The sequence below is a fragment of the Nonomuraea harbinensis genome (assembly GCF_019396385.1).
GTDB lineage: Bacteria > Actinomycetota > Actinomycetes > Streptosporangiales > Streptosporangiaceae > Nonomuraea > Nonomuraea ferruginea.
In genome coordinates, this window is the sequence record NZ_JAHKRN010000015.1 from 135,562 (window position 1) to 161,411 (window position 25,850).

The window sequence follows — 25,850 nt, forward strand, 5'->3', positions numbered from 1 at the left end:
TCTTCGAAAAACTCCTTCACGCACGTCGATCGTTGGCGTGGAATGGGTAGGCACGCCACCTCTACTGGAGGGAGCAGCCGTGACCACCGTTCGCGAGACCTCGATCGAACAGGTCAGGCGACGGCGCACCGGGACGGTCATCGCGTCCTGGCTGTCGACCACCGATCACAAGGTGATCGGCTACCTGTATCTGATCTCCTCGTTCGGGTTCTTCCTGATCGGCGGGGTCATGGCGATGATCATCCGGGCCGAGCTGGCGGCGCCGGGACTGCAGGTCGTCGACGCCGAGACCTACAACCAGATGTTCACCATGCACGGCACGATCATGCTGCTGCTGTTCGCCACCCCGCTGTTCGCCGGGTTCGCCAACGCGGTCATGCCGTTGCAGATCGGCGCGCCCGACGTGGCCTTCCCCCGGCTCAACGCGGTCAGCTTCTGGCTGTTCCTGTTCGGCGGCCTGATCGCGGTGGCGGGCTTCTTCACCCCGGGCGGGGCGGCGAGCTTCGGCTGGTTCGCCTACACGCCGCTGTCGTCGGCCACCTACTCGCCCGGCGTCGGCGGCGACCTGTGGATCATGGGGCTGGCCCTCGCCGGACTCGGCACCATCCTCGGCGCGGTCAACTTCATCACCACGATCATCGGCATGCGGGCGCCCGGCATGACCATGTTCCGGATGCCGATCTTCACCTGGAACGTGCTGCTGACCAGCATGCTCGTGCTGATGGCGTTCCCCGTGCTGGCCGCCGCGCTGCTGGTGCTGGAGTCGGACCGGCGGCTGGGCACCCAGGTGTTCGACCCGTCCAACGGCGGGCCGATCCTCTACCAGCACCTGTTCTGGTTCTTCGGCCATCCCGAGGTCTACATCATCGCGCTGCCGTTCTTCGGCATCATCACCGAGGTCATCCCGGTCTTCAGCCGCAAGCCGATCTTCGGCTACATCGGCCTGGTCGGCGCGACCATCGCCATCGCCGGGCTGTCCATGACCGTCTGGGCGCACCACATGTTCCCCACCGGGCAGGTGCTGCTGCCGTTCTTCTCCTTCATGACCTTCCTCATCGCGGTGCCGACCGGGGTGAAGTTCTTCAACTGGATCGGCACCATGTGGCGGGGACACCTGTCCTTCGAGGCGCCGATGATGTTCGCCATCGGGTTCCTCGTCACCTTCCTGCTCGGCGGGCTCACCGGCGTCATCCTGGGCTCGCCGGCGCTCGACTTCCAGGTCACCGACTCCTACTTCGTGGTGGCCCACTTCCACTACGTCGTGTTCGGCACGGTCGTGTTCGCCATGTTCGCCGGGTTCTACTTCTGGTGGCCGAAGATGACCGGCCGGATGCTCGACGACCGGCTCGGCCAGCTCCACTTCTGGACGCTGTTCATCGGCTTCCACACCACCTTCCTGGTGCAGCACTGGCTCGGCATGCTCGGGTTCCCGCGCCGCTACGCCGACTACTCGCCCGGCGACGGGTTCACCCTGCTCAACGAGATCTCCTCGGCGGGGGCGTTCCTGCTCGGCGCCTCGACGCTGCCGTTCCTCTACAACGTCTGGAAGACGGCCAGACGGGCGCCCAAGGTCACCGTCGACGACCCGTGGGGGTTCGCCGGCTCGCTGGAGTGGGCCACGAGCTGCCCGCCGCCCCGGCACAACTTCACCTTCATGCCGCCGATCCGCTCCGAACGGCCCGCGTTCGACCTGCACTACCCGCCCGACGACAAGCCGGAGCTGAAGGAGGCCCAGCAGGCCGCGCTCAAGCGCCGCGAAACAAAGTGAGACCTTTCCCCCGAGAGGTCGCGGTGCTTCTGTTGATGTGACGATCCGCCCATTCAGTCGCCTGTCTAAGGAGATCGGCGATGACCGGCACCAAGATCCCCTTCACCCCCGAGACGGCCCCCTGCGGGAAGAAGTCGGGAGGCGAACGCCTCGTCGACGACGACGGCTACGGCCTCGTCATCCGCGACCAGTTCTTCGACTGCGGCTGCCGCCGGATCCGGCACGAGTACCACGACGGCAGCATCCACCTGTCCGCCGTCCGCCACGACGGCAGGCGGGTGAAGGACCCGATCCAGCCCGACCGCGGGAGCTGATCGCATGATCGACGTGCTCATCGTCGGGGGCGGCGGGGCCGGCCTGCGCGCCGCGCTCGCGGTCGCCGAGACCGACCCGTCCCTGACCGTGGCCGTGCTGTCCAAGGTGTATCCGATGCGCAGCCACACGGTCTCCGCCGAGGGCGGCGCCGCCGCGGTGATCGGCGCCGGCGACAGCCTGGACGAGCACTGCTACGACACGATCTCCGGCGGCGACTGGCTGTGCGACCAGGACGCGGTGGAGGCGTTCGTGGCCGAGGCGCCCCGCGAGCTCATCCAGCTGGAACACTGGGGCTGCCCGTGGAGCAGGGAGCCCGACGGGCGGGTCGCGGTACGCCCGTTCGGCGGCATGAAACGGCAGCGCACCTGGTACGCGGCCGACAAGACGGGCTTCCACCTGCTGCACACGCTCTTCCAGACCACCCTGAAATATCCCGACATCGTGCGATACGACGAGTGGTACGTCACCCAGCTCATCGTCGACGACGGCCGGGTGCACGGCGTGGTCGCCGTCGAGATGAGGACCGGCCGCGTCGAGGCGATCCCCGCCAGGACCGTGATCCTGGCGACCGGCGGCTGCGGCCGGGCCTTCCCGTTCACCACCAACGCGACCATCAAGACCGGCGACGGCATGGCGCTGGCCTACCGGGCGGGCGCGCCGCTGAAGGACATGGAGTTCGTCCAGTACCACCCCACCGGGCTGCCGTTCACCGGCATCCTCATCACCGAGGCGGCCAGGGCCGAGGGCGGCTGGCTGATCAACAAGGACGGCTACCGCTACCTCCAGGACTACGACCTGGGCCGGCCCACCCCCGCCCCGAAGCTGCGCAGCATGGAGCTGGGCCCGCGCGACCGGCTCTCCCAGGCGTTCGTCCACGAGCAGCGCAAAGGACGCACGGCCGACACCCCGTACGGGCCCGTCGTCTACCTCGACCTGCGCCACCTCGGCGAGGACAAGATCGACGCCCGCATCCCGTTCGTGCGCGAGCTGTGCCGCAGCTACCAGAACCTCGACCCGGCCACCGACCTCATCCCGGTCCGTCCCGTCGTGCACTACATGATGGGCGGCGTGCACACCGACCTCGACGGGGCCACCCCGGTCGCGGGGCTGTACGCGGCGGGGGAGACCGCCTGCGTGAGCATCAACGGCGCCAACCGGCTCGGCTCCAACTCGCTGCCGGAGATCCTCGTCTTCGGCAGGCGGGCCGGGATCGCCGCCGCCGAGTTCGCCCGTACCCACCGCGAGGGCGAGCCGCCCGCGGTGCGCAGCCAGGGCGACGACGAGCGGCGGCGGCTGACCCGCGCCCGCGAAGGCCGCGCGAACGGCGAGCGCGTCGCCGTCCTGCGCGAGGAGATGCAGCACACGCTGGAGGGCGCGGCCGGCATCTACCGCGGCGGCGACGTGCTGGCCAAGGCCGCCGGCACCCTCGCCGAGCTGTGCGAGCGCGCCCTGGAGGCGCGGGCCGACGACACCAGCGCCGTCTTCAACACCGAGATGATCAACCTGCTGGAGCTGCGGGCCATGCTCGACGTCGCGCGGACCATCGTGGCCTGCGCGCTGAACCGGCAGGAGTCGCGCGGGGCCCACCAGCGCACCGACTTCCCCGTCAGGGACGACGGCGCCTTCCTGGCGCACTCGCTGGTCCACCGCGCCCCCGACGGCACCCCCTCGGTGGGGCTGCTGCCCGTCACCATCACCCGCTGGCCCCCAGGGGAAAGGGTCTATGGCCGTGACTGAGTCGATCCGGCTGGAGGTCGCCCGGTACCGCCCCGGGCAGGACGCCGAGCCCGTCTTCGCGTCGTACGAGGTGCCGCTCATGCCCGACTGGGCGGTGCTCGACGGGCTCACCTACGTCAAGGACCGGCTGGACGGCACGCTGTCGTTCCGCTGGTCGTGCCGGATGGGCATCTGCGGGTCGTGCGGCATGACCGTCAACGGCGAACCCCGGCTGACCTGCGGGACCTTCCTCACCGAGTACGGCGACGGACCGGTCAGGATCGAGCCGCTCAAGGGGTTCCCGGTCATCAGGGACCTGGTGGTGGACATCGAGGACTTCCTGGCCAAGCTGTCGTCGGTGCGGCCGTGGCTGGTCAGGGGGGGCGAGGAACTGCCGCTGACCGCCGAGTACGCGCAGACCCCGGCGCAGCTCGACGCCTACAAGCAGTACAGCATGTGCATCAACTGCATGCTCTGCTACTCGGCCTGCCCGGTGTACGTGCTCGACCCGGACTTCCTCGGGCCCGCGGCGATCGCGCTGGCGCAGCGCTACAACCTGGACTCGCGCGACATGGACGACCGGTTCGACGTGCTCAGCCAGGAGGACGCCGTCTGGGGGTGCACGTTCGTCGGCGAGTGCACGAACGCCTGCCCCAAGCACGTCGACCCGGCCGAGGCCATCCAGCGCTACAAGCTGACCGCCGCGCTCCGCTCGGTGCTGCCGTGGAGCCGTCGATGACCGCGCCCTACGTACGCGGCCGCGACCGGCTCTGGTTCGCCCGCTCGCGGCGCTACACGATCTTCGTGCTCCGGGAGCTGACCAGCGTGTTCGTGGCCTGGACGGTCGCGTTCCTGCTGCTGATGATCGCCGCCCTGACCGGCGGCGGGTACGCGGGCTTCGTCGCGCTCGCCGGGCAACCGTGGATGATCGCGGTCAACGTGGTGGCGCTGGCCGCGACCTGCTTCCACGCGATCACCTTCCTCAACCTCGCGCCCAAGGCCACGGTGGTCCGGCTGGACGGCTGGCGGGTGCCCGCCTGGATGATCCAGGGCGGCAACCACTCGGCCTGGCTGCTGGTCTCCGCGGTCGTCGCGTACGTCGTGCTGAGGTCGCCATGAGACGCGTGCTGGAACCGTACCTGTGGCTGCTCTTCAGCGGCGGCGGCGTGGTCGCCGCGCTGCTGCTGCCGGTGCTCGTGCTGCTCTTCGGCGTGCTCATGCCGCTGGGCGTGCTCGACTGGCCGTCCGCCGCGCACCTGGCGGGCGCGCTCGAACCCCTGCCGGTGCGGGTGGCGCTGGTGGCGGTCGTGGCCCTCTGCCTCTTCCACGCCGCGCACCGGATCCGCCACACCAGCGAGGAACTGCTGGGCCTGGCCCGGTTCGATCTGCCGATCGCCGTGGTGTGTTACGGCGGGGCACTGGGCGGTGCCGCCGTCGCGGCATGGCTGCTGTGGTGAATGTCCTGGTTTCGTGATATTTCGACTCGCGGCTTTACGCCGAGTTTATCCGGGGTCTACCGTCCGGCTTGCGAAACCCTCCGGCCATCGCCCGGCGACCCCGGGCAGAAGGGGTACTCGGTGTCCCGAAAGACGCGCCTCTTAGCCACGATCTCGGCAGTAGCCCTGCTGGGCGCCACCCTCACGGCGCCCACCGCGCAAGCGTCCTCCGTGGCGCGCTACGAGCCCGGTCCGTCCGACTTCTACATCAACTACGCCCCGCCCAGGGACGAGGCCACGCCCGAGGAGCCGGGCGCGCCGGGCGGTGACAAGCGCTCACGGTCGCGGGCACGGGAGATCGACCAGAAGCACAGCCTGGGCAACCCGGCGGCCGCCCGGGTGCTCGCCGCCCGCGAGCAGGAGGCCCTGAGGACCGGCCGCAACCCCGCCGACTTCATCTTCAAGAAGACCAAGCAGACCAGGACCGCCAAGCTGCTGACGCTGCTGGTCGAGTTCAACGAGAACGCCGACGACGACTTCTCCGGTTACAACCGGCTGCGAACCGTCGACAGCGCCCCCGACGACTGCCTCGTCGAGCCGGCCGGCACGCTCAAGAACGGCCCCCTGCACAACAACATCCCGGACCCGGCCACGCTGCCGAACAAGGACAACAACTCCTTCTGGGTCAAGGACTTCAGCCCCGAGCACTTCAACAAGATGCTCTACACCGACAAGGGCATCACCGAGCGCGTCCGCAAGGACCTGAGGGACCCCCGCGACGGCAGGCCGGGCATCGACATCTCCGGCTTCACGCTGAAGAAGATGTACGAGGAGATGTCCAAGGGCGCCTACTCCGTGACCGGCTCCGCCGTCGGCTGGATCAAGGCCCCGCACTCCGAGGCCTGGTACGGCGCCGCGGCCTGCGGCGGCAACCCGCAGGACATGTCCGGCCACCCGGACAACCCGCTCGGCGCCGGCCAGCTCGCCATCGACGCCGTCGACGTGCTGGCCCAGACCCAGCCGGACTTCCCGTGGGCCGACTACGACCTCGAGGACGTCTCCGACGCCGACGGCGACGGCAACTTCGCCGAGCCCGACGGCGTGATCGACCACCTCGTGCTGGTCCACGCCGGCAAGGACAAGTCCTCCGACGGCGGCGCCGAGGGCACCTACGCCATCTGGGCCCACTCCAGCGCGGTCGCCGGCGGCTACCAGGTGCCCGGCACCGACATGAAGATCTCCAACTACATCGTCCAGCCCGAGGACTCCGGCGTCGGCGTCTTCGCCCACGAGTACGGCCACGACCTCGGCCTGCCCGACCTGTACGACACCTCCGGCGCGGGCAGCTCCGCGGTGGACTTCTGGGACCTGATGTCCAGCGGCTCCCACTCCGGCCCGATCTTCCAGTCCATGCCCACGCACATGGGCCTGTGGGACAAGTGGGTGCTCGGCTGGGCCAACCCGAAGGTGTTCGACCCGGGTGACCGCAAGAGCCTGGTCACCGTCGGCCAGTCCTCCCGCACGCCGAAGCTCACCCAGGACGGCGTCCGGGTGAACCTGGCCTCCGAGCCGCTCAAGATGGTCGACCCGCACAGCGGCGGCAACGCCTGGTGGTCCGGCATGGACCAGGAGTGGGCGAACGTCTCGGTGGGCCGCGACATCGACGTGCCCGCCGGGTCCGACGTGCGGTTCTGGATGTGGAACAACTACGAGATCGAGTCCGACTGGGACTTCGGCTTCGTCGAGGTGTCCACCGACGGTGGCGCGACCTGGGCCCAGCAGAAGGTCTTCGACGAGGCCGGCGACGAGATCACCACGCCCGACGACTACCCGGACCCGAACAAGAACCTCGCGACCTTCGGCGACAAGAAGTACGGCATCACCGGTGACACCGGCGGCTGGCGGCACGACTACGTCGACCTGACGCCGTTCGCCGGCCAATCGATCAAGCTGCGGCTGACGTACAACACCGACGCGGCCTTCACCCCGCGCGGCTGGCACGCCGACGACTTCGAGCTCACCAGCGACGGCGCCACCGTGTGGAGCGACGACGTCGAGGGCGGCGAGAACGGCTGGCGGGCCACCGGCGGCACCTTCACCAACACCAGCGGCCAGGGCTGGACGATCAACAACGGCGAGCGTGAGATCCAGCGGTTCTACCTCGCCGAGTGGCGCAACTTCGACGGGTTCGACAAGGGCCTGCAGTACGCCTACGACACCACGTACTCGCGTGACGGGGCGTGGAAGGTGGAGAAGGTCAAGTACAACGCGCCCGGCCTGCTGGTCTGGTACCGCGACTCGACCTACACCAACAACGTGCTGGTGAACAACCTGGAGGCGGCGCCGAGCATCGGCTCCAAGGGCACCCTGCTGCTCGTCGACTCCCACTTCGACCCGCTGCGCCGCACCGGCGAGGCGGCCGCGAAGGACCCGACCAGGCACAAGAACATGGAAGGCCGCACCCAGACGTCCAACGCGGCGTTCTCGTTCAGGAACACCTACCCGCTCAAGGAGTGCCTGGAGGCGCCGGACGAGCCGTTCAGCGAGTACTGCACGCAGATCGGCGGGCTCAAGGGCGTCAAGGGGTTCACCGACGCCAAGACCTGGTACCCCGGCCTGGAGGTCCAGGACGGCGGCCTGTTCTACCGGGACTTCGACGCCTCCACCGTCGTCCCGTCCAAGGGCGACCAGCCGTACAGCACCCGCGTGGTGAACGTGGACGGCACCCCGGCCACCGAGTACTACGGCCTCGACATCGGCGGCGGCCACGTGCTCGGCTCCGGTAACCCCGGGGACGAGGGCAAGGCGCTGGGCGTGGGGATCAAGCTGATCAGCCCGCTCCCCGGCGACCTCGGCGCCATCGTCCAGGTGACCCCGCCGAAGAAGTAGATCAGGCGGGTCGCGAGCCCCTGTCTTCACACGGTCGCCGTGCGAAGGCAGGGGCTTCTGGACCTACGATTGATGACCATGAGCGAACTGCGCACCAAGGCCGAGCACACCGCGGCGATCCTCAAGGATCGCCGTGTGGCAGTGGTGATCAACACTCGCTCACGGCGCGGCCGCCGCCACTACTTCGAGGTGATCGAGCAGGTCCACGAGCTGGGCTTCGAGCCGCTGGCCGAGATCGGCGTCTACAACCCGAAACGGCTGCGCGAGCTGCTCGACACGGCCCTGGCGACGGGGCCCGACCTGCTGATCGTCGGCGGCGGCGACGGCACGCTCTCCTCGGCCGTGCGCCACGTCGCCCACCGCGACGTGGCGCTCGGCGTCCTGCCGCTCGGCACCACCAACAACTTCGCCCGCAGCCTCGGCCTGCCGCTCGACCTCTCGGGCGCGATCCGGGTGTTCGCCACCGGCAAGGTGGCCGACATCGACCTCGGCATGGCCGACGACCGGCCGTTCGCCAACCTGGCCAGCTTCGGGGTGTCGGTGGAGGTGGCGGGCAAGGTCAGGCCGTGGCTGAAGCGGTGGGTGGGCCGGCCCGCCTACCCGCTGACCGCGCTCACGATCCTGCCCGGCCACCGCCCGTTCCGGGCCTACATCACGGTCGACGGGCAGCGCCACGAGCTCCTGACCCACCAGCTCAACATCGCCAACGGCCGCTTCCACGGCGGCTGGCAGGTGGCCCGCGACATCAGCATCGACGACGGCATGCTCGTCGCCTACCAGCTCGGCTCGGGCAAGAAGCTGCGGCTGCTGGTCGAGACGCTCGCCCGCGCCACCACGGGGCGGTGGCGGAGCCTGGCCGGCGGTCCCTTCGTGACCGGCCGGGAGATGCTGCTGGAGACCGACCCGCCGATGGCCGCCGACGTCGACGGCGAGGTGCGGCTCCGCACCCCGATCAGGCTCCGCGTGGTGCCCAACGGCGTACGCGTCATGGTCCCGGCCGACTTCGAGGACCGCTGACCCCGGCTCACTCACCCAGCCGGCGGTAGGCGACGCCGAGCGGGGCGGCCAGGTCCGCGGGCGGCGGGAAGAGCCGGGGGAGCAGGTCCGAGCCCGCCGGGCGGCGCTCCGGCGGGTGCGCGCTGCCGCCCGGCGTGTAGAAGTCCGCCAGCCGCTCCGCGAACGGCACGTCCGCCACCGCCGGGACGCCCGCGGCGGGCCGGGCGGCGAGCGAGCCCAGCAGCTCCGCGCGCCCCCGCCCGCGCCACGCCAGCACCAGGAACGGGTCCTCGTCGAACGACTCCGCCAGCAGGTACAGCACCGCCGACACGTGCTTGCACGGGAACCCCCAGTCGGGACACGAGCAGTCCATGCCGAGATCGCGCGGGAACAGGTCGACGCCGACCGAGGCGAACAGCTCCTCGATCTCCTCCGGCATCTCCCCGGCCAGCAGCTTGGCCCGGTAGACCGCCTGCTCGGCGATCGCCGACTCCAGCGTCTCCCAGCGCTCCTCGCCGTACGCCTCGATCGCGATCGTCACCTCGTACGGGGTGCGCCGCGAACCCTGCACGGCGGCCGACACCAGGCCGGGCGACAGGTCGATGGACAGCACCTGCCCGGCTCTGGCGTAGCCGCGCCCGCGTGAGAGCCTGCCCCGGTCGCAGACGCGCTCCAGGATGTCGATGAACCGCCGCGACCACCACGCCGACCCGATCGAGCCGCGCCTCGACCGGGCGCGGAGGCCGCCCTCGACCTTGATCGGGGTCCCGTACCGCATCTCAGGCCACCGCCTCCGAAGTCAGCCGGAACACCTCGCGCAGCTCCCGCGTCGACAGATCCGTCAGCCAGTCCTCGCCGGTGCCCACCACCCGCTCGGCCAGCGCCTTCTTGCGCTCCATCAGCTCGTCGACCCGCTCCTCCAGCGTGCCGGCGCAGATCAGCTTGCGGACCTGCACGTTCTTGCGCTGGCCGATGCGGAAGGCGCGGTCGGTGGCCTGGTCCTCGACGGCCGGGTTCCACCAGCGGTCGACGTGGACGACGTGACTGGCGGCGGTCAGGTTGAGCCCGACGCCCGCCGCCCTGAGCGACAGCAGGAACAGCATCGGCTCGCCGTCCTCCTGGAAGCGGTCGACCAGCCGGTCGCGGGCCTTCTTCGGCAGGCCGCCGTGCAGCCAGAGCACCGGCCGGTCCAGCCGCCGCGCCAGGTAGGGCTGGAGCATGGCGCCGAACTCGGTGTACTGGGTGAACACCAGCGCCTTCTCGCCCTCGGCCAGGATCTCCTCGGCGAGCTGCTCCAGCCGCTGCAGCTTGCCCGACCTGCCGGCCAGCCGGGAGCCGTCCTTGAGCAGGTGGGCCGGGTGGTTGCAGACCTGCTTGAGCTTGGCCACGGTCGCCAGCACCAGCCCGCGCCGCTCGATCCCCTCGCTGCCGTCGATCTTGCCCAGCATGTCGTCCACGACCGCCTGGTAGAGCGACGCCTGCTCGGTGGTGAGCGGGCACCACTCCTTGATCTCCAGCTTCTCCGGCAGGTCGCTGATCACCGACTTGTCGGTCTTGACGCGCCGCAGGATGAACGGCCCGGTCGCCCGCCTGAGCGCGTGCGCCGCCTCCTCGTCCTGCCGGGCCTCGATCGGCTCCTGGAACCGCTCCCTGAACCCGGCCCGCGTCCCCAGCAGCCCCTGGTTGGCGAACTCCATGATCGACCAGAGCTCGGCCAGGTGGTTCTCCACCGGGGTCCCGGTCAGCGCCAGCCGCTGCGCCGCCGGGATCGCCCGGACCGCCCTGGCCTGGAGCGTGCCGCTGTTCTTGATCGCCTGCGCCTCGTCGCACACCACCCGCCGCCAGGAGACCCCGCGCAGCGCCTCCAGGTCCCGCTGCGCCGTGCCGTACGTGGTGAGGACCAGGTCAGCGCCGGCGATGAGCGCGGGGTCGCGGCCGGGGCCGTGGTGGGTGTACACGCGCAGGCCCGGCGCGAACCGGGCCGCCTCCCGCTGCCAGTTGCCCAGCAGCGACATCGGGCACACCAGCAGCGTCGGCCCCGTCCCCTCGTGGACCAGCAGCGCCAGGGTGGTGATCGTCTTGCCCAGCCCCATGTCGTCGGCCAGGATCCCGCCCAGCCCCAGCTCCGACAGGAAGCTCAGCCAGGCCAGCCCCCGCTCCTGGTAAGGGCGGAGCGTCGCGTCGATGCCCGCGGGCGTGCCGATCGGCCGCAGCCGCCGCTCCGTCTCGCCGGACAGCAGGTCGCCGAGCACCCCGTCGGCGTCCACCTCCAGCAGCGGCAGCTCGCCGTCGCCCCGGACCACCTGCCGCAGCAGGTCGGCCGCCGGCGCCTCACCGGCCCGCTCGCCGCCGACCACCCGCAGCGCGGCCGCCAGCTGCCGCTCGTCCAGCTCCACCCACCGGCCGCGCACCCGGACCAGCGGCACCTTCAACCGGGCCAGCTCGGCCAGCTCCTCCTCGCCGATCGTCTCCCCGGCCACGGCCAGGTCGACCCGGAAGCCGACCAGCTCGCGCAGCCCCAGCCCCTGCCCGGCCACCGCCCCCGGGCCCTTGCTCCTGGCCGTCACCTTCAGCCCCAGCCGGTTCCGCCCGGCCCAGCGGGGGAGCAGCACCCCGAACCCGGCGGCCTGCAGCAGCGGCGCCGCCTCCTTGAGGAACCCGAACGCGCCCGCGGTGTCGAGCACCAGCTCGCCCGGCTCGGCCACGCGCAGCGCCCGCTCCAGCTCCGGATAGAGCCGCACCGCCCGGCCGAGCCCGGCAAGCAGCTCCCGCTCCGCCGCCGGGACCCCGGCCACCGGCTCCCCGCGCCACACCCGCGCGGCGGGCACGTACAGGCTCGGGTCCTCCACCCCCTGCAGAGCCAGCTCCACCCGCCACCCCGCGTCGAGGTCCCGGTCGTCCTCGTCCTCCTCGGCCGGCTCGACCAGCCGGAAGCACACCCGCGCGGCGCCCTCGGCGGCCACCACCGTCTCGCGCCAGCGGTCCAGTTCCTCGCGCAGGCCAGGCACGTCGGGGCACGAGCCGTCGGGGCCGGTCAGGGCGGCCAGCCACCGCTCGCGCGCCGTCACCGCCCGCTCGACGAGCGGCTCGGGCAGCGCCTCACGGACCAGCGCGTCGGTGAACGCCCCGAGCGCCTCCCACAGCACCTCCCCGGACGGCCGCTCCACCTCAGAGGTACGGGACGCGGGCGGCATCGCCAGGGCCAGCTCCCTGAAGTACGCCGCGTCACCCCGGGTGACCACCGGCTCCCAGACCGCACGGCAGGCGCCGCCGGGAGCCGCCACCAGCCGCGGGACCACCCGGCCGCGCCGTACCAGGTCGCGGGCGAACCCGGCGGCGGCCGCCCAGTGACGGACGGTGGCGCTGCCGTCGTAGGCGTCCACCACCCGCAGGGCGGCCGGGACGGGCGGCACCACGGCGGGCACCCGCCACACCCGCAACCGGGGCCGCGTCGCGGTCGCGGGCCGCCCCGTCTCGGGCGAGGGCATCGGCTCCTTCGCCGTCCCCGGCAGCAGCAACGCCAGCTCCGGCTCGCCCCCGCCGTCGACGCCGAGCGCCTCCCGCAGCGCGGGGACCGGCGCGGCGAACGGATGCCGGCCGGGCCCGCCCGCAGCCCGCGCGGGCTGCTCCGCCCAGAAGGCCAGCCCTTCTCCCGCCCACACCCCGTGTACGACCAGCACCCCGGCAGGTTACCCGCCGGCGCCCCGCCGATCCGTCATAGGACGAACGGAGGAGGGCGCCTAGGCCCAAGGACCGAGGCGCGGCGGGGGCGGGCGGGGCTAGCGTCGGGTGCATGGACGACAGCGGCACCCTGGAAGAGGCGTTCGAGCGGCTGCACCGCACCGGCCCCGAGTTCGACGGCTGGCTGAGCAACCACGGCCCGATGGCGGTCGAGTCGATGGTCAGGCGCGGGCACGCCCGCGAGGTCCACCGCTGGCTGGACGCCTACACCGCCCGCCTGGAGGAGGCTCCCGGCGGCACCCGCGCGATCGGGGACGACTGGCGGGAAGCGCTGGGCGACCCGCGACGGCTCGGCGACTGGCTGCGGTTCTTCGAGCGGGAGACGAAGGAACGGCCGTGGCGGGCCGTGCTGGAGGAGTGGTGGCCGCGGCTGCTGCCCGGCATCGCGGCCGGGGCGACCCACGGAGTCATCCGCACCGGCCACGCGGTCCACGCCCTGCTGGAGCTGGAGGACGGGCCGCGGCTCGCCGAGCTGGGGCAGGCGCTCGGCTACTGGGCGGCACGCTGGCAGCCCGTGGCCGGAGCGGCCCCGCCGTCCGGCACGGAGACGCCGTCGGGCGCGCTGGCCGGGGTGCCGCGGGTGGCCGACCAGAGCCGGGACATCGACCACCGGCTCCGCCAGCTCGCCGGCACCGGCGGCTGGGAGCCGTCGGTCGCCGCGCTGGCCCCGGCCTCGGGCGCCGGCGAGGCCAGGGACCGGCTCGCCGCGCTGGCCGACGCCGCCACCCTGCGCTACCTCACCCACGCGCACGGCTCGCCCGTCATGCTGATCCACTCGGCGACCGCTCCTACGGCGGTGCTCCGCACGCTGCCCGCCCTGCCCGCCTCCCTCTGGGTGCCGAGCCTCGACGCGGCGTGGGCCGCCGCCGCCGCGGTCACGGCCGCGTACGGGCCCGCGGGGCCGGTGACCGGGCGGGAGCTGCCCGCCGCGCCCGGCTCCGCGCAGGAGGCGTTCGACCGGGCCGTCGCGCACGGCGACGAGCACGTGATCAAGCTGGCCGACACCGCGCTGGACGTGTACGAACGCACCGCCGACCCGGACGCCCTCGCGGCGGTCGTGCGCGCGTCCCGCTCCATTCAGCCGCTGAAAGCGTGATGCCCGGTTGTACAGTGGAAGTATGAATCCTCCCGGATCGTGGTGTGAGCGGCCCAAGCCGCAGGCTCCCTCGTGCGAGCTCCCCTCTCCGTGGAGCAAGCCGAAGCAGCCCGCCAACTGGTGCGAGGCGCCCGCCTCGCCCGTCGTACGGGTCGTCGACTTCCTGCTGCGCGCCGCCAAGCGCTGAGAGAGCCCGCGCGGCCCGAGCGGTCGCGCGGCTTCGCGCTGCCCGGAATCCGCGCTGATCACCGGCCTGAAGGGTCGTGATAGAAGGCGGTATAGGTGGGTAGGCGCACTCCTCGACGGAGGAGGCGACGTCGTGAACGACACCCAGAAACTAGTCAGCGATCTGTCCGAGCAGGTCTCCCGGCTCGTCAGGGACGAGCTCCGGCTGGCCAAGCTCGAACTCACGCGCAAGGGCAAGCGCGCCGGCCTCGGCGCCGGCATCGTGGGCGCCGCGGGCATCGTCGGGCTCTTCGGCGGCGCCGTGCTCGTGGCGGCCGTCGTGATGCTGCTCGCGCTCGTCATGCCCGCCTGGCTGGCGGCCGCGATCGTGGCCGTGGTGCTGCTCGCGACCGCGGCGGTGCTGGGCCTGGCCGGCAAGAAGCAGGTCCAGCAGGCCACCCCGCCCGTTCCCAGGGAGACGATCGCCAGCGTGAAGGCCGACATCGGCGCGGTCAGGGAGGGAGCACACCGATGAGTGAGACGAACCCGGGATACTCCGACGACCAGTACGCGGGCGACGTGGGTTCACGCAGGGCGACGGTCGGCACCCCGACGGACCCCGAATCCATCAACGTGCCCGTCACGCGGGGCGGCGCGGCCGAGAACGCGCACGAGGCGGAGCTCCGCCGCGAGCCGCACGAGACGTTCATCCCCGAGGGGCCGGAGCCGGACGACCGCGCGGAGGCGATCCACTCCCGCGCCGTGGAGGAGGAGTCGCTGCGCGGCGGCGGCACGCGGGTCCCCGAGTCGACCACTCCCTACCAGGACCGGGGCTCCATCGCGACGCCGCTCACCGACCGCGCGCGCCGGGCCGCCGTGAGCGGCGACGAGGAGGAACAGGTCCGCGAGAGCATCAGGGAGACCCGCCGCGAACTCGGCGAGACCGTGAGCGCGCTGGCCCACAAGGTGGACGTCAAGAGCCGGGCGGCCGAGGCGGCCGAGTCGGCCAAGGAGCGCGCCGCCGCGATGGTCGGCACCGCCAAGGCCAAGGCGGCCGAGATGAGCGGCACGGCGAAGGCCAGGGCCGGCGAGATGGGCGGCACCGCGAAGACCCGAGCGGCCGAGATGGGCGGGACCGCCAGGGCCAGGGCGGCCGAGATGTCCGGCAGGGCACTCGAACTGAAGGACAAGGCACGGGAGAACGCCGCCGGCAACGACTACCTGCGGCCGGTCCTGGGATTCGCGGTCGCCGGCGCGGTGGTCGCGCTGATCCTCCGCCGTGCCGACCGGCGCCGCCGGGGTCTATGACGTGACACCCCCCGAGACCCCCGCCGAACTGACGGGCCGGTCCTGGTGGCGCGTCGTCAGGCGCACGGCCGTGGAGTTCAAGAACGACCGCGTCCAGGACCTGGCCGCGTCGCTCACCTACTACGCGGTGCTGTCCATCTTCCCCGCCCTGATCGTGTTCGTGTCGCTGCTCGGCCTGTTCGGCCAGCAGAACGCGAGCACGCTCTTCGGGAACGCGGTCACGCTGGCCCCCGCCGAGGTCCGCGACCTGCTGACCCAGGGCCTGCAGGGCGTCCAGCAGGCGAGCCGGCCGGGCCTGGCGGCGATCCTCGGCCTGGCCGTCGCGCTGTGGTCCTCGTCCGGTTACATCGCGGCGTTCATCAGGGCCTGCAACGAGATCTACGACATCGACGAGGGCCGCCCGTTCTACAAGCTCACCCCGCTCCGGCTCGGCCTCACGATCATGCTGATGGTCCTGCTGGCCGCCGCCGCCGTCGCGGTCACGCTGACCGGCGACCTGTCCCGCGTCGCCGGTGAGGCGCTCGGCCTGGGCGAGACCGCGGTGACCGCCTGGAACGTGGCCAAGTGGCCGGTGCTCGCGCTGATCGCGGTCGGCCTGATCATGGTGCTGTACTGGGCCGCGCCGAACGTGCGCCAGCCCGGGGTGCGCTGGCTGACGCCCGGCGGGCTGCTGGCGGTCGTCCTGTGGCTGATCGTCTCGACCGGTTTCGCCGTGTACGTGGCCAACTTCGGCTCCTACAACAAGACGTACGGGACGCTCGCCACGGTCGTGGTCTTCCTGATCTGGCTGTGGCTGTCGAACATGGCGCTGCTGTTCGGCGCCGAGCTGGACGCCGAGCTGATCAGGGAGCGCCGGGTGGCCGAGGGGAAGCCCGCGGAGCAGGAGCCGTACGCCGTCCCCAGGGACCCGCCGAAGCCCGATTCGCTGCCCGGGTGACCGTGCGGAGACAGGCGACCCCGGCGACGGCCGTGGAGTAGGGTGCGCCGGTGAGCACCGATCTGTTCTGCGAGATCATCGCCGGGGAGCGGCCCGCCACCCTGGTCCACGAGGACGAGGTGGCCGTCTCGTTCCTCGACGCCCGCCCGGTCTTCAAGGGCCACGTGCTCGTCGTGCCGCGGGCGCACATCGAGACGCTGGCCGACCTCGCCGACGTCGGCCCCTTCTTCGACCGGGTCCGCGCCATGGCCGGCGCCGTCGAGGAGGGCCTGGGCGCGGGCGGCACCTTCGTCGCGATGAACAACCGCGTCAGCCAGAGCGTCCCCCACCTGCACGTGCACGTCGTCCCGCGCAACCCCAAGGACGGCCTGCGCGGCTTCTTCTGGCCGCGCACCAAGTACGCCTCCCCCGAGGAGGCGCAGGACTACGCCGGACGCGTCGCCGGCGCCCTCACCGCGGGCTGAGCCGTGGAGCTCCTGGTCGGCATCGCGGTCGTGGCGGCGATCGTCGCCGTGCCCGCGATCGTGCTGTGGCGGGTCATGCGCGGCCGGCGCGAGCTCGGCACCAGCCCGGCCGAGCGCGCCACGTTCGAGACCCTGCACACCGCCTCGCTCGCCGGACCGCCGCTGCGCGCGGGCCTCACCGCCGACGGCGCCGACCGCGCCTCGCGCCACCTGCGCCGGCTGCTCGGCTCGCCCGCGCTGGCGATCACCGACGGCGAGCGGCTGCTGGTGTACGACGGCGAGGGCGAGCACCACGCGGGGGAGGCGTTCGAGCACGCCCGCGCGACGCTCGGAGACGGTCGCACGCAGGTGCTGAGCATCTCCTGCGACCTGCTCGAATGCCCGATCAGGCAGGCCGTGGTGGTGCCGCTGACCACCGACGACCGGGTCGTCGGCACGCTCGCCGCCTACGGCCAGCACGCCTCCGCCGGGCTGGTCCGCGCCGCCCAGGAGGTGGCGGGCTGGGTCGACTCCCAGCTGGAGCTGGCCGAGCTCGACCGCTCCCGCACGCTGCTGATGGAGGCCGAGGTGCGGGCGCTGCGCGCGCAGATCTCCCCGCACTTCATCTACAACTCCCTCACCACGATCGCCTCGTTCGTCCGCACCGACCCGGAGCGGGCCAGGGAGCTGCTGCTGGAGTTCGCCGACTTCACCCGCTACTCCTTCCGGCGGCACGGCGAGTTCACCACGCTCGCCGAGGAGCTGCGCTCCATCGACCGCTACCTGATCCTGGAGCGCGCCCGCTTCGGCGACCAGCTCCAGGTGACGCTGCGCATCGCGCCGGAGGTGCTGCCGGTCGCGGTGCCGTTCCTGTGCCTGCAGCCGCTCGTCGAGAACGCCGTCAGGCACGGCCTGGAGAGCAAGGACGGCGTCGGCCGCATCGCGATCATGGCGGAGGACGCCGGCGCCGAGTGCCGCATCAGCGTCGAGGACGACGGTCTCGGCATGGACCCCGACAGGCTGCGGCGCATCCTCGCAGGTGAGATCCCGCCGGCGGGCGGCGTCGGGCTGGCCAACGTCGACCTGCGGCTGCGTCAGGTGTACGGCGACGAGTACGGGCTGGTCGTCGAGACGGGCCGCGGAGCGGGCACGAAGGTCAACGTCAGGTTGCCGAAATATCACCCAGGCGTCTCAGCCCGTTGACCTGGATCTTTGTTGTCGGTTTTATCACTGTACATGGCGCAACTTCGGGTGCTCGCGGTGGACGACGAACTTCCCGCCCTGGAAGATCTCTCCTACTTGCTCCGCGCCGACCCACGGATCGGCGAGGTGGCCACCGCCCGCGACGGGGCCGCCGCGCTGCGCCTGCTGGACCGGGCCATCGCCGAAGGCCGGCCGATCGACGCGGTCTTCCTCGACATCAGGATGCGCGGCCTCGACGGGGTGGTGCTGGGCAGGCTGCTGTCCCAGTTCGCCAACCCGCCGCGGGTGGTGTTCGTGACCGCGTACGAGGAGCACGCCGTCGACGCCTTCGAGATCAAGGCCGAGGACTACCTGCTCAAACCTGTGCGCCCGGAACGCCTGGCCGAGGCGATCAGACGGGTCGCGGTCTCGGCCGACGTGCCCGTCGACGGCGCCGAGACCGACACGATCCCGGTCGAGCTGGGCGGGGTGACCCGGTTCGTGTCCAGCGCCGACGTCATCTACGTGGAGGCGCACGGCGACTACGCCCGCCTGCACACCGCCACCGGCAGCCACCTCGTGCGCATCCCGCTGGCCACGCTGGAGGAGCGGTGGGCGGCGGCCGGGTTCGTCCGCGTGCACCGCAGCCACCTGGTCGCGGTCAAGCACATCGTCGAGCTGCACATCGACTCCGGCCGGTGCACGGTCCGGGTCGGAGACACCGAGATCCCCGTCAGCCGCCGCCACACCCGTGAGCTGCGCGACCTCCTCGTCCGCCGAGCCCGGCGGCACAGGCCCGAATGAGCCGCGCCAGGGAAGGGGAGATCCTATTGAGCCACTGCCCCAGGAGACGTCAGACCTGTGAGCCCTGAACCCCGTCCCGGCCGCCGGGTGGCGGTCACCAGCCCCCACACCGCCGCCACGCGCAGACCCCGCTTCCCGGCGACCCGGGAGATCGACGAGCAGACGGACCTCGGCGAGGTCTACATGCGCTCGCTGCTGCGCACCCAGTTCCGGCTGGCCATGTTCGTCTGCACCGTGCTGGCCTGCGTGGTGTGCGGGCTGCCGCTGCTGTTCCTGCTCATCCCCGAGCTCGCCGAGGTCGACGTGCTCGGGATCCCGCTGCCGTGGGCCGTGCTGGCGGGGCTGATCTACCCGGCCTTCGTCATCGGGGCCTGGCTGTACGTACGCCAGGCCGAGCGCAACGAGCGCCACTTCGCCGACCTGGTCGACCGTCCGTGAGCCTGGCCGCCGTCCTCATCGTCGTGGTGGCGACCGTGCTCATCGGCGCGTTCGGCATCCGCGTCTCCCGCACGACCTCCGACTTCTACGTCGCCTCCCGCACCGTCAGCCCGCTGTGGAACGCCTCGGCGATCGGCGGCGAGTATCTGTCGGCGGCCTCGTTCCTGGGCGTCGCCGGGCTCATCCTGTCGTACGGCGTCGACATGCTGTGGCTGCCGGTCGGCTGGACCGGCGGCTACCTGGTGCTGCTCGTGCTGGTGTCGGCGCCGCTGCGCCGCTCGGGCGCCTACACGCTGCCCGACTTCGCCGAGGCCCGGCTCGAGTCCATGATGGTGCGGCGCACCGCCAGCGTGCTCGTGGTGCTCATCGGCTGGCTGTACCTCATGCCGCAGTTCCAGAGCGCGGGCCTGGTGCTGCGGACGATCACCGGCGCGCCGGTGTGGGCGGGCGGGCTGCTGGTCGCCGGCGTGGTGGTGATCAACGTGCTGTCGGGCGGCATGCGGTCCATCACGTTCGTGCAGGCGTTCCAGTACTGGCTCAAGCTGACCGCGCTGGCCGTGCCCGTGGTGTTCCTGCTGCTCGCCTGGCGGGCCGACGGGGCGCCCCCGCTGAGCCCGGAGGACACCGGACTCTGGCTCACCCCGCTGGGCGGGCCCAGGGAGTACGGGGTGTACTCGACGTACTCCCTGATCCTGGCCACCTTCCTGGGCACGATGGGGCTGCCGCACGTGCTCGTCCGCTTCTACACCAACCCCGACGGCCGGGCCGCCCGCCGCACCACGCTCGTCGTGCTGTCGCTGCTCGGCGCCTTCTACCTGCTGCCGGCCGTGTACGGCTGGCTCGGCCGGCTGTACGCGACCGACCTGGTCCGCACGGACACCGTGGTGCTGACGCTGCCCTCCCGGATGATCGGCGGCACCCTCGGCGACCTGCTGACCGCGCTCGTCACCGCCGGAGCGTTCGCCGCGTTCCTGTCCACCTCCTCGGGGCTGACCGTCTCCGTGGCCGGCGTGATCGCGCAGGACCTGCTCAAGGGCGGGGTGCGCTCGTTCAGGATCGCCACGCTGATGGCCGTCGCGGTGCCGCTGGCGCTGGCCCTGTGGGCGCGGGCGCTGCCGGTGGCCGACGTGGTCGGGCTGGCGTTCGCGGTGGCCGCCTCGTCGTTCTGCCCGCTGCTGGTGCTCGGCATCTGGTGGCGAAGACTGTCCACGACCGGCGCGCTGGCGGGGCTGTTCGCCGGCGGCGGGCTGGCCTGCCTGGCGGTCCTCGTCACGATCACCGGCGGCCCGTACGACGGCATGCTGGGCGCGCTGCTGGCCCAGCCCGCCGCGTGGACCGTGCCGATCGCGTTCCTGGTCATGGTGGTGGTGTCGTTCGTCACCCAGCACCGCGTGCCCAGGGGCGTGGCCAGGATCATGGTCCGCCTGCACACCCCGGAGAACCTCGACCTCGACCGCGGCGACTGGCGTCCCCGATCGTCCTGATCCCATAGAAAACGGGAATATCGCAGCATAGGAACCGCGCGGCCTCCTTACGCTCGGCGTGTCCACCGACAGGCGGGGGTACGCCATGGCCACCCCGGACGAGGCCGCGCGGGCGCTGCGCGCCGTCGCCCGCCTGGCCGAGGAGCAGGGCGACGCGCTCGACCGGGCCTTCCGGCTCTTCGGCGACGGCGCGCTGCTCGGCCCCAGGGCCGCCCGATTACACGCCGGCCTGGTGGACCGGTGCGCAGAGGTCGGCCGGGCCTTCACCCGGGCCTTCCGCCAGGTCGAACGCCTCGCCACGGCCCGCGGCGACCCGCCCCGCGTGCCAGCTCCGCACCCGCGCCGTCCGCCCGTGCCGCTGCGCGAGCCGCCCGGGGGCTTCGTGGGCGGCGACCCCGACCTCATGCAGGCCATCGACGCCGAACTGGCCGAGGTCGCCGAATCCTGGCAGCTTGCCGGTCAGAGCCTGGCGGCGACGCTCGTCAGCGTCGGCCTCGACAGCGCGCCCGGCCAGGACGTCGTCCGCGCCGGCGCCTGGCTGGCCGACCAGCGCCCCGACCTGCGCCGCCGCCGCGCCGACCTGCTCAAGACCACCCCCGCCCCCGCACCCGACCCACCCCCGCAGTCAGCCTTCGACGGCCCCGCCCTCGGCCCGGCCACCGGCACGGCACCCGGCCCGGCCACCGGCACGGCACCCGGCCCGGCCACCGGCACGGCACCCGGCCCGGCCACCGGCACAGCGGCTGGCACGGCGAACGGGACGGTAGCGGACACGGTCACGGAGACGGTCACCGACGGGGTCACCGACACGCTGTCCCGTGTCGGCGCCTTCTGGGCCGACCAGGTGGCCGGCCTCGTGCCCGCCGCGGGCGGCCTCGCCCACCAGTACGCGGAGCGCGTGGCCGTACCCCTGGCCCAGGGCGCCGCGGAAGCCGTCATCGGCGCCGCCCGGTTCGGCTGGGAGCACTCGCTGGGCGGCCTCATCACCAACCCCTCAGGCCCGGTGGAACGCGCGCGGGCGGCGTACGACGCGGGGGAGTTCGCGGCCGAGCACCCGCTGGAGTTCGCCAAGTCGGCCGTCGACTGGGAGACGCTGACGGAGAACCCGGCCCGCTGGTTCGGCCGCCTCATCCCCGAGGTCCTGCTCGGGGCCGGCGCGGCCGCCACCCGCGCGGGCCGACTCACCGGCGCGGCCACGCGGGCCGGTCCCCGCCTCCCGGACGGTTCCCCGATCCCCCCGCCCAGGACCGCCGCCGACGGCCCGCCCCTGAGAACCATCCCGATGCGGCGCCAGCACGTGGGGGAGGAGCGCACCGGCGTGCAGTACCTTGACGCTCAAGAGCTTGAGAGCAAACGCTTGGTGGTCCACGACGGGAAGCTCTACGACGTGACCGGGAAGCCGTTCGACACCAGCGAGGCGAGTGCCCACTTCTCGGGAGAGGGGCGCGCCATCTTCGTCATGGATCGATACGGGAACCTCTACGCGAACCCGGAGCACACCGTAGGCAGATTCCACCACTCCAGCTTCCTGCGCGGTGGCGAAGTGGCGGCGGCCGGAGACCTCGAAGTGAAGAATGGGGTCCTGAAGGCAGTTTCCCGTCATAGCGGTCACTACCGCCCCGGCCCCGAGGATCTCCAGCGGGCCATCGACCGCCTGCGAAGAGCCGGAGTGGACTTCGAAGGCGTGATCAAGGAGGGATACACCAGTGGGTGACTTGCCGCCGCCGTGGGGCTGGCGCCGCGTGGTCTGGTCCCTGCTCTACACCGTGCAGTTCAAGCCGGTCTGGGACGACGACCTCGTCCGGTGGAGGGCCGGGGGGCTGGTGCTGGAGCCGTTCGGCGGCTTCACGCGCGAGGAGGAGCACGAGGCGCTCCGGGAGGCCCTGGACTCCGGGGAACGTCTCCTCGACCTGCTGCCGGATCCGCCCGTCCCGCATGACGAGCAGGACATCCGTGATTTCCTGCGCCGGGTGCTGGAGCACATGGACCTCCTGCGACCCTGGCCTGAGCTGCCCTTCCTGGTCATGCGGCACGACCCGTCGCCGGACCTCGGCGACTTCCGGGCGATCGCCCGGCTGCACCTGGACGGGCAGGAGGCCGCCCACCGGCTCCATGGCGCCTTCTACGGATTCGCCGGCGGCGGCAGCTGGCAGCCCATGCGGCTGAACTCCGGGGACGAGGTGGCCCTGGTGGAGCCGTGGTGGCAGGGCAGCCGCGACGTGGCCGTGCTGGCGCGTCCGCGTCCCGGGCGCGCCCCCGAGGACGTCCTGGCGGCGTTCCTGCACGTCACCGGCTTCGTCCCGGAGGAGATCGACGACCTCACGGACGGCCTGAACGCCGCCTCCAGGGGCGGCGCGGGCTCCGGCTGGCTCGCCTACCTGCTGCGACTGGAGAACTCGATCGCCACGTTGGCGGGCGAGGAGCCGGTCCGGGTGAGCAGGTCCACCTACGAAGCCTTCCTGCGCACCCGCCTCTACTGCCAGGCCACCGAGAGCCCCGGCGTCGTCGCCGTCGGGCCGCCGGGGGCCGGGCTGGTGCCGGCGTTCACCCTTCCCGAGGCGCTGGCCGCGTTCGCGGCGGCAGGAAAGGACGAGACGGAGCCGCGCTTCTTCTCGGCCACCGGAAAGGACCTGCTCGACCTCATCCCCGAGGGCTACGGTGTGCTGGTCGACCCCGGCACCGCGTACGCCACCGCCTTCGCCGCCGGAGGGCCGGGCTAGGGCGGCGGGATCTCGCCGGAGCCGCGCGCGACCAGCTCCACCGGGATCTTGACCCGGCGGCCCGCACCCGAGCGGTCCAGCAGCAGGTCCACCGCGCCGCGCGCGAGCCGGTCGACGTCGTAGCGGACCACGGTCACGCCGGGGTCGAACACGTCGGCCAGCGCGAAGTCATCGAATCCCACGTACGCGGGGCGTTCCGGGCGTTCGCGCAGCGCCTGCAGGATGCCGATCGCGGCCCGGTTGTTCGCGGCGAAGAACGCCGTCGGCGGCGAGGGCAGGCCGAGCAGGCGCTCCACCTCGCGGGAGACCCGCCACGGGTCGAACACCCCGCGCACCACCAGGGACTCGTCCAGCGCCGCCCCCAGCGCCGTGCGGTAGCCCGTCGCGCGGTCGTGCACCGAGCTGAGCCCGTCGTCGTCGGAGATGAGCGCGATCCGGCGGTGGCCGCGCGCCAGCAGGTGCTCGGTCGCGATCAGCCCGCCCCTGACGTCGTCCAGCGCCACCACGTCGGCCCCCTCCAGCCCGGGCGGCAGCCGGTCCACGAACACCGTCTCCAGCCCAGGATGCCCGGCCAGCCACGAATGGTCGGCGGGGGAGGGGACGATGATGAGCGAGTCCACGCCCCGCGCGTACATGGACTCCACCAGCATGCGCTCGCGTTCCGGCCGCTCCTCGTAGGAGCCGAACACGACCAGCGCCTCGTGCTCGTCCGCCGCCGCCTCGACCGCCTTGGCCAGCCGGGAGTAGAACTCGTTGGAGATGTTCTCCATGATCAGCCCGAGCGTCAGCATGGTGGCGCCGCGCGCCAGCCGGCTGGCCGCCTCGTTGCGCCGGAAGCCGAGCGCGCTGATCGACGCCCGCACCCGCTGCCGCAGCGCCGCGCTCACGTGCGGCTCCTGGTTGACCACCCGGGAGACGGTCTTGAGGCTCACGCCCGCGTGCCGGGCGACGTCCACCATGGTCGGTTCCCCCTGGGTCGCTGTCATAGTGTCCCCTCATGGACGATGAATGGATCTGCGGACGCCTCGGCGAGGACGAGCCCTGGATGCTGGGCGCGGTCAACCCGCCGATCTTCGAGAACTCGCTGTTCACCTTCCCCAACGCGGCCGAGCTGGGCGAGGCGATCAGGAACGAGGACGAGCGGTACGTCTACTGGCGCGGCACCAACCCCACCGTCGACCTGGCGCAGCGCAAGCTGGCCGCGCTGGAGCGGGCCGAGCGGGCCAAGTGTTTCGCCTCCGGCATGGGCGCGATCTCCGCGACGATCTCCTCGCTGGTGTCGGCGGGCGACCACGTGCTGGTGCTGGGCGCGGTGTACGGGCCGACCACCCAGTTTCTGCGTTACCTGGAGAAGTTCGGCGTGACGCATACGCATGTGGTCGATCTCGACGCGTGTGACAGCGCTATCAAGGACCACACCCGCCTACTCTACTTCGAGTCTCCCTCGTACATGCGGTACGAGATCTTCGACATCCCCGCCGTCACCCGCTGGGCGGCCGGGAACGGCCTGGTCACCGTGATGGACAACACCTGGTCCACCCCGATCTTCCAGAAGCCGCTGACCATGGGCGTGGACCTGGTGGTGCACTCGCTGTCGAAGTACGCGGGCGGCCACAGCGACCTCGTGGGCGGGGTGGTGGCGGGCCCGTCCCGGCTGATCAGGCCGCTGGCCCTGACCGAGTACCAGCTCTACGGCGCCGCCATGTCACCGCACGACGCGGCCAAGGTCATCAGGGGCCTGCGCACGCTGCCGGTGCGGATGGCCGCGCACCAGGAGCGCGGGCTGGCGGTGGCGGCGTTCCTGGAGGGTCATCCGGCGGTGCGCCGGGTCAACCACCCCGGGCTGCCCTCGCATCCCGGGCACCGGCTGGCGCTGCGCCAGATGTCGGGCTTCTCCAGCCTGTTCAGCTTCGAGCTGGCCACCGAAGAGCGCGACGAGGTCGCCGCCTTCCTGGACGAGCTGCGCCACTTCCGCGTCGGGGTGTCGTGGGGCGGCTTCGAGAGCCTGGTCAACGCGCCGGCGCTGTCCACCGAGGAGAGCGTACGGGCGACCATGGGCATCCCGGCAGGGCTGGTGCGGCTCTCGGTCGGCCTGGAACCGGCCGAGACGCTGATCGAGGACCTGGGTGGCGCGCTGGAGCGGATGGGGGACGCCTGACAGCGCTGTCCATCCACCTGCCGGCTCCCCGACGAGCGGGGGGACGGTGAAAGGCCGATCTACCGTTCGTCGTACTCAATTGACCATTCACCGCAACGGCTCTCCAGTTGAACGCCGCTCGTCGGCGGCTCGGCGACAGGCGTCGCGCGAGATCTCCACGCGGGGCGCTCCGGGCTCTTACCGTGAGCGTGATCCTCATCACAATGGAGGTCTCGTGACGACCAGAGAACATGACGCGTCCGTCTATGAACAAA

Annotated in this window: 24 protein-coding genes; 21 read left to right on the forward strand and 3 right to left on the reverse strand. The window is 72.0% G+C overall.

Annotated features, from left to right (window positions below; translation table 11 throughout):
* Window positions 1-79 precede the first annotated feature (79 nt).
* The 8 genes from ctaD (at window position 80) to KME79_RS18060 (ending at window position 9,141) form a co-directional block, all read left to right on the forward strand.
* The gene (ctaD, locus tag KME79_RS18025; protein ID WP_219545414.1) at window positions 80-1,768 is read left to right on the forward strand and encodes an aa3-type cytochrome oxidase subunit I; all 1,689 of its coding nucleotides are present in this window, start codon (window positions 80-82) and stop codon (window positions 1,766-1,768) included.
* A gap of 80 nt (window positions 1,769-1,848) precedes the next feature.
* Window positions 1,849-2,082: a hypothetical protein gene (locus KME79_RS18030; protein WP_148030582.1), complete on the forward strand. Its 234-nt coding sequence runs from the start codon at window positions 1,849-1,851 to the stop codon at window positions 2,080-2,082.
* 4 nt (window positions 2,083-2,086) lie between these two features.
* Window positions 2,087-3,820, forward strand: coding sequence for a fumarate reductase (quinol) flavoprotein subunit (frdA, locus tag KME79_RS18035; RefSeq protein ID WP_219545415.1), 1,734 nt, complete (start codon window positions 2,087-2,089; stop codon window positions 3,818-3,820).
* Window positions 3,813-4,538 (forward strand): succinate dehydrogenase iron-sulfur subunit, encoded by a 726-nt coding sequence (sdhB, locus tag KME79_RS18040; protein WP_372452439.1) that lies wholly within the window; start codon window positions 3,813-3,815, stop codon window positions 4,536-4,538. Before frdA ends, sdhB begins: the two co-directional genes overlap by 8 nt.
* Window positions 4,535-4,918 (forward strand): fumarate reductase subunit C, encoded by a 384-nt coding sequence (locus tag KME79_RS18045; RefSeq protein WP_148030585.1) that lies wholly within the window; start codon window positions 4,535-4,537, stop codon window positions 4,916-4,918. Before sdhB ends, KME79_RS18045 begins: the two co-directional genes overlap by 4 nt.
* Window positions 4,915-5,256 (forward strand): hypothetical protein, encoded by a 342-nt coding sequence (locus KME79_RS18050; protein ID WP_219545417.1) that lies wholly within the window; start codon window positions 4,915-4,917, stop codon window positions 5,254-5,256. The genes KME79_RS18045 and KME79_RS18050 overlap by 4 nt, the downstream gene beginning before the upstream one ends.
* A gap of 120 nt (window positions 5,257-5,376) precedes the next feature.
* Window positions 5,377-8,124 (forward strand): immune inhibitor A domain-containing protein, encoded by a 2,748-nt coding sequence (locus KME79_RS18055; RefSeq protein ID WP_219545418.1) that lies wholly within the window; start codon window positions 5,377-5,379, stop codon window positions 8,122-8,124.
* A 78-nt stretch (window positions 8,125-8,202) separates the two neighbouring features.
* Entirely contained in the window at window positions 8,203-9,141 is a 939-nt protein-coding gene (locus tag KME79_RS18060) for a diacylglycerol/lipid kinase family protein (protein ID WP_148030588.1), read from the forward strand.
* A gap of 7 nt (window positions 9,142-9,148) precedes the next feature.
* Here KME79_RS18060 and KME79_RS18065 read toward each other — a convergent pair whose 3' ends face one another.
* Both KME79_RS18065 and KME79_RS18070 read right to left on the reverse strand, forming a co-directional pair.
* The gene (locus KME79_RS18065; RefSeq protein ID WP_219545419.1) at window positions 9,149-9,898 is read right to left on the reverse strand and encodes an SWIM zinc finger family protein; all 750 of its coding nucleotides are present in this window, start codon (window positions 9,896-9,898) and stop codon (window positions 9,149-9,151) included.
* A gap of 1 nt (window position 9,899) precedes the next feature.
* Window positions 9,900-12,800: a DEAD/DEAH box helicase gene (locus tag KME79_RS18070; RefSeq protein ID WP_219545420.1), complete on the reverse strand. Its 2,901-nt coding sequence runs from the start codon at window positions 12,798-12,800 to the stop codon at window positions 9,900-9,902.
* Window positions 12,801-12,913: 113 nt separating this feature from the next.
* On the opposite strand from KME79_RS18070, the gene KME79_RS18075 reads away from it, so the two are divergent.
* The 12 genes from KME79_RS18075 (at window position 12,914) to KME79_RS18130 (ending at window position 23,438) form a co-directional block, all read left to right on the forward strand.
* On the forward strand, window positions 12,914-13,957 hold the full coding sequence (locus KME79_RS18075; RefSeq protein ID WP_219545421.1) for a questin oxidase family protein: 1,044 nt from the start codon (window positions 12,914-12,916) through the stop codon (window positions 13,955-13,957).
* Between the two features lie 22 nt (window positions 13,958-13,979).
* Window positions 13,980-14,144, forward strand: coding sequence for a hypothetical protein (locus KME79_RS18080; protein WP_219545422.1), 165 nt, complete (start codon window positions 13,980-13,982; stop codon window positions 14,142-14,144).
* A gap of 132 nt (window positions 14,145-14,276) precedes the next feature.
* The gene (locus tag KME79_RS18085; RefSeq protein ID WP_148030592.1) at window positions 14,277-14,657 is read left to right on the forward strand and encodes a phage holin family protein; all 381 of its coding nucleotides are present in this window, start codon (window positions 14,277-14,279) and stop codon (window positions 14,655-14,657) included.
* Window positions 14,654-15,430 carry a DUF3618 domain-containing protein gene (locus tag KME79_RS18090; protein WP_219545423.1) on the forward strand — a complete coding sequence of 259 codons (777 nt, stop codon included), beginning with the start codon at window positions 14,654-14,656 and terminating at the stop codon, window positions 15,428-15,430. The genes KME79_RS18085 and KME79_RS18090 overlap by 4 nt, the downstream gene beginning before the upstream one ends.
* Window position 15,431: 1 nt before the next feature.
* Window positions 15,432-16,367, forward strand: coding sequence for a YihY/virulence factor BrkB family protein (locus tag KME79_RS18095; protein WP_308248963.1), 936 nt, complete (start codon window positions 15,432-15,434; stop codon window positions 16,365-16,367).
* Window positions 16,368-16,417: 50 nt separating this feature from the next.
* On the forward strand, window positions 16,418-16,831 hold the full coding sequence (locus tag KME79_RS18100; RefSeq protein ID WP_148030595.1) for an HIT family protein: 414 nt from the start codon (window positions 16,418-16,420) through the stop codon (window positions 16,829-16,831).
* Window positions 16,832-16,834: 3 nt separating this feature from the next.
* Window positions 16,835-18,013 (forward strand): sensor histidine kinase, encoded by a 1,179-nt coding sequence (locus KME79_RS18105; RefSeq protein WP_219545425.1) that lies wholly within the window; start codon window positions 16,835-16,837, stop codon window positions 18,011-18,013.
* Window positions 18,014-18,046: 33 nt separating this feature from the next.
* Complete coding sequence (locus KME79_RS18110; RefSeq protein WP_148030597.1) at window positions 18,047-18,796, forward strand: LytR/AlgR family response regulator transcription factor; 750 nt, start codon at window positions 18,047-18,049, stop codon at window positions 18,794-18,796.
* A gap of 57 nt (window positions 18,797-18,853) precedes the next feature.
* Window positions 18,854-19,234 (forward strand): hypothetical protein, encoded by a 381-nt coding sequence (locus tag KME79_RS18115; protein ID WP_219545426.1) that lies wholly within the window; start codon window positions 18,854-18,856, stop codon window positions 19,232-19,234.
* Window positions 19,231-20,718, forward strand: coding sequence for a sodium/solute symporter (locus KME79_RS18120; protein ID WP_219545427.1), 1,488 nt, complete (start codon window positions 19,231-19,233; stop codon window positions 20,716-20,718). Before KME79_RS18115 ends, KME79_RS18120 begins: the two co-directional genes overlap by 4 nt.
* Before the next feature lie 58 nt (window positions 20,719-20,776).
* A complete protein-coding gene (locus KME79_RS18125) occupies window positions 20,777-22,432 on the forward strand; it encodes an IQM protein middle domain-containing protein (RefSeq protein WP_219545428.1) in 1,656 nt (551 codons plus the stop codon).
* Window positions 22,425-23,438 carry an SseB family protein gene (locus KME79_RS18130; protein ID WP_219545429.1) on the forward strand — a complete coding sequence of 338 codons (1,014 nt, stop codon included), beginning with the start codon at window positions 22,425-22,427 and terminating at the stop codon, window positions 23,436-23,438. Before KME79_RS18125 ends, KME79_RS18130 begins: the two co-directional genes overlap by 8 nt.
* Here the strand turns inward: KME79_RS18130 and KME79_RS18135 are convergent.
* Window positions 23,435-24,424, reverse strand: coding sequence for a LacI family DNA-binding transcriptional regulator (locus tag KME79_RS18135; RefSeq protein WP_219545430.1), 990 nt, complete (start codon window positions 24,422-24,424; stop codon window positions 23,435-23,437). The genes KME79_RS18130 and KME79_RS18135 overlap by 4 nt on opposite strands.
* Before the next feature lie 11 nt (window positions 24,425-24,435).
* Here KME79_RS18135 and KME79_RS18140 point away from each other — a divergent pair, with 11 nt between their 5' ends.
* Window positions 24,436-25,596, forward strand: coding sequence for a trans-sulfuration enzyme family protein (locus KME79_RS18140; RefSeq protein WP_219545431.1), 1,161 nt, complete (start codon window positions 24,436-24,438; stop codon window positions 25,594-25,596).
* Window positions 25,597-25,850 lie beyond the last annotated feature (254 nt).

Excerpts from the sequence above, each read along its gene's own strand:
- KME79_RS18030 (WP_148030582.1), top strand. The coding sequence starts at position 1,849 with ATGACCGGCACCAAGATCCCCTTCACCCCCGAGACGGCCCCCTGCGGG.
- frdA (WP_219545415.1), top strand. The coding sequence starts at position 2,087 with ATGATCGACGTGCTCATCGTCGGGGGCGGCGGGGCCGGCCTGCGCGCC.
- KME79_RS18045 (WP_148030585.1), top strand. The coding sequence starts at position 4,535 with ATGACCGCGCCCTACGTACGCGGCCGCGACCGGCTCTGGTTCGCCCGC.
- KME79_RS18050 (WP_219545417.1), top strand. The coding sequence starts at position 4,915 with ATGAGACGCGTGCTGGAACCGTACCTGTGGCTGCTCTTCAGCGGCGGC.
- KME79_RS18060 (WP_148030588.1), top strand. The coding sequence starts at position 8,203 with ATGAGCGAACTGCGCACCAAGGCCGAGCACACCGCGGCGATCCTCAAG.
- KME79_RS18065 (WP_219545419.1), bottom strand. The coding sequence starts at position 9,898 with ATGCGGTACGGGACCCCGATCAAGGTCGAGGGCGGCCTCCGCGCCCGG.
- KME79_RS18075 (WP_219545421.1), top strand. The coding sequence starts at position 12,914 with ATGGACGACAGCGGCACCCTGGAAGAGGCGTTCGAGCGGCTGCACCGC.
- KME79_RS18080 (WP_219545422.1), top strand. The coding sequence starts at position 13,980 with ATGAATCCTCCCGGATCGTGGTGTGAGCGGCCCAAGCCGCAGGCTCCC.
- KME79_RS18090 (WP_219545423.1), top strand. The coding sequence starts at position 14,654 with ATGAGTGAGACGAACCCGGGATACTCCGACGACCAGTACGCGGGCGAC.
- KME79_RS18110 (WP_148030597.1), top strand. The coding sequence starts at position 18,047 with ATGGCGCAACTTCGGGTGCTCGCGGTGGACGACGAACTTCCCGCCCTG.
- KME79_RS18135 (WP_219545430.1), bottom strand. The coding sequence starts at position 24,424 with ATGACAGCGACCCAGGGGGAACCGACCATGGTGGACGTCGCCCGGCAC.
- KME79_RS18140 (WP_219545431.1), top strand. The coding sequence starts at position 24,436 with ATGGACGATGAATGGATCTGCGGACGCCTCGGCGAGGACGAGCCCTGG.